The organism is Dyadobacter ginsengisoli DSM 21015 (assembly GCF_059568735.1).
Genome location: NZ_JCANTY010000001.1, coordinates 1567924 through 1580810 on the forward strand (window position 1 = coordinate 1567924; position 12887 = coordinate 1580810).

8 protein-coding genes are annotated in these 12887 nt (G+C 51.3%); 4 read left to right on the forward strand and 4 right to left on the reverse strand.

Features of this window, described 5'->3' with window-relative positions:
* Nucleotides 1-8: 8 nt before the first annotated feature.
* The 3 genes from BP71_RS05980 to BP71_RS05990 all read right to left on the reverse strand — a co-directional run bounded on the left by BP71_RS05980 (nucleotide 9) and on the right by BP71_RS05990 (nucleotide 5407).
* A complete protein-coding gene (locus BP71_RS05980) occupies nucleotides 9-4376 on the reverse strand; it encodes a CusA/CzcA family heavy metal efflux RND transporter (protein WP_496377611.1) in 4368 nt (1455 codons plus the stop codon).
* A 93-nt stretch (nucleotides 4377-4469) separates the two neighbouring features.
* A complete protein-coding gene (locus BP71_RS05985) occupies nucleotides 4470-4835 on the reverse strand; it encodes a hypothetical protein (RefSeq protein WP_496377613.1) in 366 nt (121 codons plus the stop codon).
* Between the two features lie 122 nt (nucleotides 4836-4957).
* Entirely contained in the window at nucleotides 4958-5407 is a 450-nt protein-coding gene (locus BP71_RS05990) for a hypothetical protein (protein ID WP_496377615.1), read from the reverse strand.
* A gap of 170 nt (nucleotides 5408-5577) precedes the next feature.
* Between BP71_RS05990 and BP71_RS05995 the strand changes: the two genes are divergently transcribed.
* Complete coding sequence (locus tag BP71_RS05995) at nucleotides 5578-6384, forward strand: metallophosphoesterase family protein (protein ID WP_496377617.1); 807 nt, start codon at nucleotides 5578-5580, stop codon at nucleotides 6382-6384.
* Between the two features lie 5 nt (nucleotides 6385-6389).
* Nucleotides 6390-6986 carry a hypothetical protein gene (locus tag BP71_RS06000; protein WP_496377619.1) on the forward strand — a complete coding sequence of 199 codons (597 nt, stop codon included), beginning with the start codon at nucleotides 6390-6392 and terminating at the stop codon, nucleotides 6984-6986.
* On the opposite strand, the gene BP71_RS06005 is transcribed toward BP71_RS06000, so the two are convergent.
* Nucleotides 6983-10414 carry a PAS domain-containing protein gene (locus BP71_RS06005; protein ID WP_496377621.1) on the reverse strand — a complete coding sequence of 1144 codons (3432 nt, stop codon included), beginning with the start codon at nucleotides 10412-10414 and terminating at the stop codon, nucleotides 6983-6985. The two genes, BP71_RS06000 and BP71_RS06005, sit on opposite strands and share 4 nt — an antisense overlap.
* Before the next feature lie 266 nt (nucleotides 10415-10680).
* Between BP71_RS06005 and BP71_RS06010 the strand changes: the two genes are divergently transcribed.
* Together BP71_RS06010 and BP71_RS06015 are read left to right on the forward strand one after the other, a co-directional pair.
* Nucleotides 10681-12384 (forward strand): tetratricopeptide repeat protein, encoded by a 1704-nt coding sequence (locus tag BP71_RS06010; RefSeq protein ID WP_496377623.1) that lies wholly within the window; start codon nucleotides 10681-10683, stop codon nucleotides 12382-12384.
* A gap of 26 nt (nucleotides 12385-12410) precedes the next feature.
* On the forward strand, nucleotides 12411-12887 hold the full coding sequence (locus BP71_RS06015; RefSeq protein ID WP_496377625.1) for a DUF1440 domain-containing protein: 477 nt from the start codon (nucleotides 12411-12413) through the stop codon (nucleotides 12885-12887).

The window sequence follows — 12887 nt, forward strand, 5'->3', positions numbered from 1 at the left end:
GCTATTTCTTATTGATTTTTTAGTTCGAGTAATCGGATCACAGCTTCATTGAAACTGCTCAGCGCATTCACATATTCGCTCCGGATGGTAATAGATTGCCCAACCAGGATCACCCATTGCAGATAATCGATTTCTCCATTCTGAAATTGCTGATCGGCGACACTGATGATAGTTTGTGCATTCACCAGTCCGCGATCCAGGTAGTGCTGCAGGTTCTGCTCATACTTTCGCACTTGTCGATAGGCATTCCGGAGATCGGAAGACGCCCGTCGTTCTGCCAGTTCCGCCTCCGTCCGGGTCCGCATCCATTCCAGCCGGGTGGCGGCGATGCGGACCGTGTGAGCCTTGAAAAAGATGGGGACGTTGATCCCGATCCCATAGTAACCAAACCGGTCCTTAGCTGTGAGATTCACTTCCCTGCCATTCAGAAACTGTGTCCCGCGAAGGCTTTGATTATTGTAACCTACCGAAAATTCGGGCAGCATCCGGGCTTTTTCGGTCCGGTACCTGAAATAGGCCGACTGTCTGAGCTGCCGGCTCCATTCCACCTGGGGCAGGTCCGCCGCCACTCCGACCGTATCCTGAGTTGCAGTCGGGTTGCTGATCCGCGGGTCCGTGACGTCCGGCAGGTAAGCCACCGCATCCTGCACCTGAAAGTTGAAGCGGTCTACTGCGATGTCCAGATCCTGTCGTACCAGGTCGAGTTGGTTCGCGATCTGCTGCCTTTGTGAATTGGCGGCTGTCTTTTCCAGCAAATTGGAAGCACCACGCTCGAAACGCAGATTGGATTTGGCTTCAAAAACCGAAAAAATACTGTCGGTATACACCAGGAGCTTCTCCCTTTCCTTCAAAACCGCATACTCGTAAAAGATCTGTCGGATACCCGTACGCACCTGCTGTTCCGTCCATCGCGTCTGCGCCTCGGAGGCCATAAAATCAGCTTCCAGCGCCCTGCGTTGATGTCCATACACAGTGGGAAATGTAATCGTCTGGGTAATACCGATCCGCAGATCATTGTTGGGGCTGTTGAACTTGCCATAATCGGCATTCACATTGGTTTTGGCTATATCAAACGAGCTGCCTCTGAGCCTTCCAGCCGCCTCTTCGCCCAGCCGCTTTCCTTTGATTTCCAGGTTATACTTCATCGCCTTTTGAATGGCTTCGTTCAGACCAACCGGCTGATAGCGTGGCTGCGCAACGGCCATTGAAGTAGCCATTAGCATCAACAAAACCATCGGGATACTCTTTGACCTTACTTTGAACTCTGTTTTACTTTGGAACAACAGATACAATGCAGGCAGGACAAAAAGCGTGAGCAGTGTGGCCGTGACCAGTCCGCCGATCACCACGGTCGCCAGCGGTCGCTGTACTTCGGCGCCGGCTCCATTACTGATCGCCATCGGCAAAAAACCGAGCGAGGCCACGGCGGCGGTCATCAGCACGGGCCTTAGCCGGTTTCGCGTGCCCGTCATCACAAGCTCCCACGCGTCCGTAATGATCCCTTCCCGCCGGATCCGGTTAAATTCAGTGATGAGCACAATGCCGTTGAGCACTGCCACACCAAACAGTGCGATGAAACCCACGCCGGCTGAAATGCTGAATGGCATTCCCCTTATCGCCAATGCAAAGACGCCCCCGATGGCCGACAACGGAATGGCGGTATAAATCAGTGCGCCGTCTTTCAGGGACGAAAACGTAAAATATAACATCATGAAAATCAGCAATAAAGCCACCGGAACAGCGATACCGAGCCGCGCTTTGGCCTGTTGCAGGTTTTCGAAAGCTCCTCCATAACTCACGGTGTACCCGCTTTCAAACCTGATTTTCGCTTCGACCTTCTTTTGCAGCTCCTCCACGATCGACTCGACATCCCGCCCGCGGACATTAAATCCGACAATAATGCGTCGGCGCGTATTCTCACGCTGTATCTGGTTCGGCCCCTCCACCTCGCGGATTGTCGCCACCTGGCTCAGTGGTATCTGGACGCCATTGGGAGTGGAGACCAGCAGGTTTTGTACATCGGTCATGTTTCTGCGCCCTTCCGCCCTTACTCTCACTACAAGATCGAAATGCTTTTCCCCCTCATAAATCTGCCCGGCTGCGGCCCCCGCGAATGCTGCATTGATGGTCCGGTTCAGGTCTTCAATGGCAAGACCGTACTTCGCGATCTCGGCGCGATTGAAATCGATCACGATCTGCGGCATACCCGTGACCTCCTCGACATACCAGTCGGCAGTGCCGTCCACGTGCCGGGCGATCTGCGCCAGTTGCTCCGCATAACCGGTCAGCTTCCCGAGATCTTCCCCGAAGATTTTACACACGACATCCTGTTTGGCCCCGGTCATCAGTTCGTTGAAACGCATTTGTACCGGATACTGAAAACCGGTCGTTACCCCGGGAACAACCTCCTGGGCGGTTGCTGCCATTTTTGTAGCCAGCTCGGGGAAACTCCTGGCGTGTGTCCATTCGGATTTATCTTTTAACACAATTACCATGTCCCCTCCCTCGATCGGCATGGGATCTGTGGGAATTTCTGCGCTCCCGATCCGCGAAACGATTTTGATCACCTCGGGATAGTCATTTTTCAATTTCTCAGAAATGCGGTTGATTGCTTCAATCGTAGTGCTGAGATTGGTACCCACCAGCAACCGGGTTTCGGTCGCAAAATCCCCCTCTTCCAGTTGCGGAATGAATTCTCCCCCCATGCGGGTAAACATCATCACGGCCACGCCCAACAGCAGGAATGCTCCCGCTACCATCATTTTTTTGAACCGCAACGCCCGTCCAAGCCAGCGTTGGTACCCGTTTTCGATCTGCTCCATCACCCGGTCCGACCAGGTTGCCTTGTGGCTGAGCTTTTTGCTGATCAGCAGCGAACTGATCATTGGCACGTAGGTCAGGGACAATATAAATGCACCCAGAATAGCAAATGAGACCGTCTGCGCCATGGGCTTGAACATTTTACCCTCGATGCCCGACAGGCTCAGGATCGGCAGATAAACGATCAGAATGATAATTTGCCCGAACACGGCGGCATTCATCATCCGCCCCGCGGAACCCGAAACCTCGGAATCCATTTCCTTTTGCGAAATGCGTTCTATTCCTGCATATTGTTTTGACGTATGTAAGTGGTGCAGGATGGCTTCAACGATGATCACCGCACCATCGACGATCAGTCCGAAATCCAATGCGCCCAGACTCATCAGATTGCCGCTTACCCCGAAGAGGTTCATCATCGCGATGGCAAACAGCATCGACAACGGGATTACCGACGCTACAATGAAACCGGCCCGCAAATTGCCCAGGAACAGCACCAGTACGATCACCACGATGACAGCCCCTTCGAGCAGGTTGTGTGTTACCGTTCCGATGGCATTGTTCACCATTTTCGTGCGATCGAGAAACGGCTCTATTACCAGTCCTTCCGGCAACGTCTTGCTGATTTTCTCAATCCTCGCCTTCACATTCTCTATTACTTCGGAAGAATTTCCTCCTTTGAGCATCATGACAATGCCTCCCGCTACTTCCCCGTGTCCGGCCATCGTCAATGCACCATAACGGATCGCTGGTGCAAGCCTGACGTCGGCTACATGGCTTATCAGCACCGGTACACCGCTACGGTTTGCGACAACGATGTGATTGATGTCTTCGATTGATCCGGCCAGCCCCACACTACGGATATAGAGTACCGTCGGGCCTTTTTCAATATAGGCGCCCCCTGTATTCTGGTTATTGCGGCGCAACGCGGTCATGAGATCGGTGATCGTAAGCCCCATCGCTTTGAGATTGGCAGGATTTACGGCAACTTCATATTGTTTCAGTTCACCGCCAAAAGTGGAAACATCCGCAACACCGGGGGTACCGAGTAATTGCCTCCGTATCAGCCAGTCCTGGGTTGTCCGAAGGTCGGTAAGCGAATAGCGGCTTTCGTATCCCTTCTCCGGCCGGACCACATATTGATAAATTTCGCCCAATCCCGTGGTGACCGGAGCAAGTTCCGGTTTGCCTGCATTCTCATTCATTTCCACCTGGGCCAGCCGTTCGGTCACCTGCTGCCTGGCCCAGTAAATGTCTGATTCGTCGTCGAAAACGATGGAGACCAGCGACAATCCGAACCGGGACATACTGCGACTTTCTTTGAGGCCGGGAATATTCGCCGTAGCCTGTTCTATCGGAAAAGTAATGAGCCTTTCCACATCTTCGGTGCCCAGCGCGGGGGCGGTCGTGATAATCTGCACCTGATTGTTCGTGATGTCAGGTACGGCATCTATCGGTAACCGGGTCAGTTCATAGGAACCGAAGGCAATCCACAGCAACGTGAATATCCCGATCACCAGCTTGTTCTCCACGGAGAACCGGATGATTTTGTTCAGCATTTGATCAAAAAATAAATACACAGATACATGCGCACGTACAGCAGCACACGCATGGTTAATCCGGGAATTCCCCGGTCACAAAATCTGATGTACTTATGCCTTGGGCGGACGGAAAAGAGAGCCGAAAACGGCACTATATTCTACCTGCGGCACGGCCGGACCATATTCGGCCCTGACGGGGAGGTAGGTACGAGGGAAAGTAAAGACTACCGGATGGGGTGCAAAGAGGAAACCGGAAGTATGGGCTTCAACCTTTTTGAAAGGTAGTTGCATGTCCTTCTCGTCGTCGTCGTCATTGATATCCTTCCCCAGGTAATGCATGGACAGGAAGTCCGAGAATGTAATGGAATGGTTGAGTGACTTGTGTTCTGCGAAGTGCTTAATCAGCAAAGGCACTTTATAGACCTGGCATAACGATGTCGTGTCCAGAACCACTATGAATAAAATGATATTTTGCAAAAAACGCCTCACAGCGGTAAAAGTAAGGTAACCGGCGGTTAAAATCAATTTTCCGGACGCTGTTTCAGCAAAAATGCCGGTCGTTTTAAAACGACCGGCATTTTTACCTCATAGATATAAACCTACTTGCCGCCCTGTAAAGATGCAAGTTTCGCTTCATCATCGCTGATCTTGCCTTTTAAAGATTCAATGTTCCTTTTCAGTTTATCGAGATTGTCGGACGCCCTTCTTGCTCTTTTGGCGTCCCGATGAGCAGACCCGGCGCTTTTGCTCGCACGGCGGGCCAGCTTTTTATCCTGTGCGTTGCTCCCGAGCTTTTCGGCCGACTGTTTATTTTCGTCTGCCGACTTTTGCGCCTGCTCGGCTGTCTTTGCCACCTCGTCCGTTTTTTCCTGTACCTGGTTTTCAAGTTTGGCTAATTCCAGCTTGCGCTCATTGAGTCTCTTACTCAATTCGAGAACTTGCTTCTGGTCTTTCAGCATGTTGATAGAGTCTTTGGATACTACCTGGGCTGACACTGACAGTGAGATCAGCAGGAATGCTAACGCTCCTACTATGTCCTTGATTTTCATAATGGTATTAGTTTTAAATGAAATACACTTTAACACGGGATGCAAAAATTGTGCCGTGGTGTTGACATAAATATAATCGCTGTACTGGAATCAAACAATCTTTTTCAAGGTTTACATTACACGCGCCGCCTAAAAGCGGATTACTCTTATTGCTTAAATCATCAACAAAATTGAAAAAATTTACCAGCTGGACCATCCTTGGTCTGCTATTCCTGCTCACTGCCTGCGACAATCTTTTCCAGTTCAACCCCAACCAGGTTATTTTCAAAGACAACGAGAAAAATCTCACCGCCAAAAATCTGGAAAAGATACGCGCCCTGCCCCTGCGCGACACCGTCCGCTTTATTCTCATGGGGGATTCGCAACGGTGGTATGACGAATCTGCCGATTTTGTCCGAAGTGCCAACAACCAGAAAGACATTGCATTTGTACTCCATGCCGGCGACATTTCTGATTTCGGGCTCACACAGGAGTTCAAATGGGTGAACGAAATTATGACGCGGCTGAAATACCCCTATCTGACGGTGATCGGCAACCACGACGTCGTAGCCAATGGCTCCGCCGCCTATAAGAAAATGTTCGGACCGCTCAACTACGCTGCGGAAATCGGCAACAACAAATTCATTTTCATCGATACCAATTCGAGGGAATATGCATTCGACGGGTCCGTGCCGGACATATCCTGGCTGAAATCGCAGCTGGCCGACAATCCTAACCGTAAGAATGCCATCGTAATCGCCCACGTGCCTCCGTTCGACGCCGATTTCGACCCGAATCTTCAAAAGGAGTATACCGAGGCGCTGGCTAATGATCCCAATGTGAGATTTACGCTGTACGGGCATCAGCATCGCTTCTATGAAGGTCAATTCTATGACGATGATGTGTATTACTATCTCACTACCAGCATGGGAGCACGCGGTTACCTTGTCGTGACGACCTGGAAGGAAGGTTATCATGTTGAACGCGTTGAATTTTGACGGCCGTGAGAAAGTACCTGCTATTAATCATCCTGTTAACTTACCTGCCTGCCATGGCGCAGGAAGTTGGCCTCACTGCGCACCGGAAATGGTATATGCCCGATCATATCAAACTGCAATTCGCCGGCAATATTGGCTTTTTGTCCGGGGGCCCCGGCTATGTGTCCCGCAACAGAACGCTTGAAACTGATCTCCTTTTTGGGTTCCTGCCTCAGAAGTTCGGCGGCGACGCGCTTGTGACATTAACCGGCAAAACGACGTATTCGCCTTGGCGGATCGTACTCAAAAATCACCATTACCTCCGCCCCTTTTCGATAGGTGCGTACCTGAGCTATACGTTCGGGCCACAGTTTGATACGAAATGGCCCTCCTATTACCCTTCCGGCTATTATTGGTGGGCTACGTCTTTCAGACCCGGAGCATACATCGGCGGGAAAATCGGGAAGAATGTAGTGATCAACAAACACAACAGAACGTGGGAACTTTACTATGAACTGGGCACCTATGATCTTCTGATCATCAGCTATGTACAGAACAAGGGCTTCCTAAAATTGAGCGACATCACCAGCCTCTCGCTGGGCCTGAAGTTTGGTTTTGATTAAATCTGCTCCGTCTTGGATGAGATATCACGGATAATCTCATCCAGGGCATAAGCGGATGTCAGTACATGGTCCAGCAGCTCGCTCTTTTCCACCTCCGAGTTCTGATAGTTCCGGATCAGGTCGATCAACCCCATCAGCCTTGCGAGCGGAGCACGTATCACGTGCGATTGCATCCAGGCGATCTCCTGTAATTTGTGGTTCTGCTCCTCGATCTCTCCGATGTACCTCAGGCGGTCGGTCACGTCATGGCCAATCGCAATCCAGTGGGTCAGCAATCCCCGCGCATCGGCTACCGGAAGGAGTGACAAGTTGATAAAAAACTCTTCATCATCCCTGGAATAGCGTATTGTAGCGGCTTTTAATGGTTCCAGGTTGCGGATAGCGTCCTGCAACTTGTCAAAATCGTTACGGGCCGGGCTGAATCCCTGCAAAGTTGCGGGGCTTTTACCCACCACCTCTCCGGGTGCATAACCCGTGATCCGGGAGAATGCGGCATTGACATAGAGTATTTTCAAACCACTCACATCCGCCGGATCGGATTCCGCAATAAGTACGGCGTCGTTGGTGTTGGTAATCACCGATTCCAAAAGTTTCAGCTCATGCCTTTCCTGGCGCGTTTTCGTAACATCCCGCAGTACACCGATCATCCGCACGGCCTTACCGAAACGATTCCGCCGGACATAGCCGATCTCCTCTACATACGCATAATGCCCATTGGCTTTCCGGAAGCGGTATTCTGTACTCCACTTTTGCCCGTCGCCATCTGCCAGGGCCGCCGCCAGGCCAGCCTCTACACACTCCCGCTCCGACGGGTGGATGCGCTCCGCCCACTGAGCACGGGGGTAGGGATCTTTTCCGGGTTCGTCACCAAAAAGCCTGTAAAATCCGTCACCCCAGTCGATATGATTACGGATAAGATCGCAGTCGTAAATAGCGTCGTTGGTAGCCATGTTCACATACTCGTAGCGTTCATTGCTGCGGCCCAAAGCATCCATTGCCTTTTTCCGGTCAGAAATATCGACACCTATGCATTGGATTTCCACATTTGCCCCTTCCTCCGCAGCCAGCGCAATGAAATGCCAGTAAGCTGCCCTTTGATCTTCCTGCGGGTCCACATGATCCAGTTCCACCGGAAAAACTACACCGGGTTTACGGATACATTGCGCTACCGTTTCGATCACACGCCTGCGGTGGTACTGCTTCACGCTCAGCAGGCAATTAAGCCCGATAAAATTCCGGTCTCCGTAAAACCATCCGAAATCAGCTTCGAATTTGCTGTTGTAATAGGTAAATCTTCCCGATACATCCGTTCTGACCACATAGTTGGTCTGCGCATCCACCAGACTTCTGAGTCTGGCCTCGCTGGCAGCCAGCTCAGCCTGAATCCGCTTGCTGTTTGTGATATCCAGACAAGCGCCGATCATGCGGACGACCTTGCCGTTTTCGTCGGTTTTGACTTTGCCCCAGGTCTTTAGAAACCGCTCCTCACCTGAAGAATGTATGATCCGTTCCTCGAACTCGATATCCCGCCGGGTCTCCATGGCAAACAATATGCCTTCCCTGATCCGCTGCCTGTCGGAAGGGTGTACCAGCTCCAGATAACTTTCATAAGACGGATAGAAATGCCTTTTGTCAAGCCCGTAAATATGATACAGGTTATCGGACCATGTCAGGACATTATTTTCAACATCCCATTGCCAGTTCCCGAAACGCGCGAGTTCCTGTCCCTGGGTCATCAGCAAAGCCGAATCCTGTATCAGTTCCGAGTTCAACCTGTTTTCAAGAATTACTTTCAGGATCGACACTACCCGGTCTATCACTTTCAGTTCGTCCTCACCGGGCACGGTGATATGGTCATAATACACCGCGAACGTCGCCACTACCTTTTCATCGAGGATAATTGGATGAGACCAGCAGGCAAGCAGGGCATGCGGCAGAGCCAGCTGCTTATATTTGCTCCACCTCGGATCGTTAGCGATGTCGCTCACGATCACCCGCTCTCCGAGGTAAGCCGCCGTTCCGCAGGAGCCGGCATTTTCGCCTATTTCAAGGTTTTCTATCGATTTTACATATTCGTGCGGCAGTGAAGGCGATGCCAGCGTATTAAGGCGCCTGTTCTTGATACCCAACAGTGAGCATTTCGAATGCGGGAAGATCCGCTCGATTCCTTTCAGATACGTTTCCAGCACATCGCGGAGCGGGACATCTTTCCCTGAATTCATTTCCAGAACTACCTTCTCCAGGTGCTCGAGGTCTTCCAGTCGTTTGGCCTCGGTAATGTCCACCATCAGCCCCCGCAGCAAGACTGTCGCACCGTTTTCCCGGATCACCGACACCACATCTTTGATCCAGACCAATGTTCCATCCGCTTTGTACATGCGGTAGTCGAATGTGTGATTCCGCATTTCGTGGGTTTCGCGATGGCAAAAAAGCACTGCCTGGTCGCGGTCTTCGGGGTGAATGTGGTTTTGCCAGAAAAATGGGTCGCCGAGAAACTCTTCCGGCGTATAACCCAGAATATTTCTGACCTGATCGCTCACAAAATTGAATTGAAACGTTTGGGCATCCGCTTCCCATACAATGCCATCCACGGTCTGGATCAGCGACTCAAACTGGCGGTGGGACCTCAGAAGCTCCTGCTCCACCATCTTCCGGCCATGAATGTCCTGGATCGCACCGTAAATCCGCGTACAGATCCCCTCATTCAGTTCTGCTTTGCCCGTAACGCGTATCCATTTCTCATTTCCTTTCGCGGTCAAAATCAGCAATTCAAGGTCAAAAAGTTTACCGGAAACGATCGTTTGCTGGATAGCGTCCATAAACTCGTCGCGGTGCGGGCCGGGGACATAAAAATCGGCTGCTGTCAGAAATCCGGGTTGAAAATCGGCCGGCACTTCGTGTATCTCCTTCACCATATCCGACCAGTTAATGACTTCGTTGATCAGATCAGCCTCCCAGCTACCTACCCGCGCAATCCGCAGCGTTTCTCCCAGAAACTTGTCCGAGGTGTAAGGCTGGTGTGTTTGCCTGGCCAGCGTCACTTCGGTGACATCCGTCACCGACCGCAGGATATATTCGATTTCATTGGCTTCGTTGCGAACGGGCGTATTCGTGGTAATGAGGTATTTCTCCTCCCGCTCTGCCTCCCATTCCAAAGGCAACAGGTACTTCGAAACCGGTGATTGGTTAGGCATTCCGTCGGCGACGAGTTTTTCGAGCAGATTGTTCCATGGCGGCATCCGGTTATACGGGTTGTTCGGAAATGCTTCGTAAAAACCCTTTCCCACCAGTTCATCCCTCGTGCTGTGTACAAGGTCCAGGTAGGCATCGTTTACTTCAACAATGGTAAATCGGGGGACGTCGGTCAGAAGCACCAGACTTGGCGACGGCAATGCTTTGAAGACCTGACTCATGTAGTTATTGACCATATCGCTTTTAGGTCAGAGACCCGACACATTGAACCACAATAACGATAGATAATAAACGTAGCTATTCGAATGCTGCAACAACGTCCGGTCATTCTCAAATACAATTTAGATATATTTTCGACTACATTGAGCTACTATCATCGCGCCACCGCCATATTTTTTAGGAAAGCCGGCAAACCATTCCTTTTAACCTGCGAATCGTACCATTTATTTCGACTTCGGGCTGAAATAAATTAGTATATTGGGGTTTGACCTCAGAAAAAACAATGAAAACTGTCATCCCTTTCACGATGCTGTCCTTACTTACGGCACTAGTATTTTGGACCCCATCTCAAAACAAAACCGTTCCTACGGCCGAGATCCCCGTGTGTGGGCCTGCTTACAAAACGCTGGAAGCGCCCATGCTCAATGGCAAGTATGTGGGGGCACTTCCGGGTTGGGGTAACCATTCCTATACTGTTTCCACGCAGTCGGATAGCTCCCAGTTCTATTTCAATCAGGGATTGAGCATGTACTACGGCTACCATTTCAAAGAAGCAGTGGCATCTTTCCGCGAAGCCGGGCGGATCGACTCTTTGAATGCGATGGCATTTTGGGGACAGGCACTGGCCATGGGACCGTATTATAATGCGGCACACAGTTATACCAAACCCGCCGAACTCGCGGGCGTGCTTGTAAAGATGAACGACCTGACCGGCCACGCCACAGAAAAGGAACAGGCATTGATCGAAGCGATGAACAGCCGCTACTCCGATGATCCTACCGATGCCCAACGTGCAATGCTCAATAGGACATATTCCGAAAAAACAAAGACATTACTCACCCGCTATCCCGATGACAATGAGATCAGGGCACTGTATATAGATTCCCAGATGCTGATGCACGCGTGGGATTTCTGGAACAAAAGCGGCTCACCCAAAGCATGGACGCCGGAACTGGTTTCGATCTGTGAAAAAGCCCTGAAAGTAAACCCGAAACACCCGGCCGCATTGCATTATTACATTCACCTGACAGAAGCATCGCGGCACCCTGACGTGGCCCTGGCCAGCGCAGAGGCACTGAGGGATCTCCTGCCCGGTGTTGCGCATATGGTTCATATGTCGAGCCACGAATACGAACGCAACGGACTTTATGCACAGGGAGTTGAAGTGAACAACCTGGCCGACGATGCGTTGCTCAATTATGATATGCTGGCTAAAAACCTCTCCCTAACCAGGCACTCTCCGCATTATTTTGCGGTGCAGACCTACTGCGCCCTGACGGCGGGTATGTACCAGGAAGCCATGCGTTATGCGCTGCGCTGCCGGAATAGTGTACAACCCTCCCATGAAAGCACCTATGACCAGTACCTGTACATGCTGCCGATAATGGCACAGGTAAGAATGGGCAAATGGGAGCAGATTCTCCGGGACTCAGTTTCGCCTGATCCGCAATGGGCCTACGCCAGCCTGCTTTCAGGTTTCGCAAAAGGCATGGCGTTCGCCAACACCGGGCACCCCGATTCGGCACGGGTACATCTTGAATTGGTTAAAAGGTACGCGAAGGACCCAACGCTCACAAAAAGGAGGGTACCGTTCAACTCGCCGGTTCAAATGGTCGGCATTGCCGAAAAAGTGCTGGAAGGAGTGATTGCAATGAACAGTAAACAGGCCACAAAAGGCATCGCATTGCTGGAGGAAGCCGTGGCGTTGGAAGACAAACTGATTTATACCGAGCCCAAAGACTGGCCGCTTCCCTCGCGTCAGTATCTCGGAGCGTATCTGCTCAAAACAGGCAAACCGGCATCGGCCGAGAGAGTCTACCGCGAAGACCTGATTTTTAACCCCGCAAACGGATGGTCACTGCGCGGCCTTGCCAACAGCCTTCAGGCACGGCGCAAAACCAGGGAAGCGGCCGGTTTACAGAAAAAATTCCGGCAAGCATTTGCCCATGCCGAGCAGATTCCCGACCATTCTGTCTTTATGAAATAATAACGTCAATCGTATTTCAATCGGTCATGGGCATATTCAATATCAGTAAATCAGGCCGGAAAACCATTCTGTCCGCCACACTCGTAGCCGGAACACTGGATATCCTGGCGGCATTTCTAGTTTATGCCATCATTCTCGAAAAAACGAGCCCGGCTAAGATACTTATGTCCATCGCCAGTGGGATATTCGGAAAGGCCGCCTACTCCGGCGGCACGGCCATGGTCATTACCGGCCTGCTCCTTCATTTCCTGATCGCGTTTATTTTTACGGTGTTTTACTACCTCGTTTTTCCCGGACTTTCATTCCTGCGCTCACACCGGTTGCTGTCGGGCATTCTGTACGGAATTTTCATCTGGCTGGTGATGAACCTCGGCGTGTTGCAGATTGTCTTTGAAGGCATGCCGCTCCCCGATCCCCGTTCAGCCCTCCTCGGCATCGCCATCGTGGTCGTAGCCGTAGGCATTCCCATTTCGTATATGGTATCCGCTTCGGGAAGAAGATAA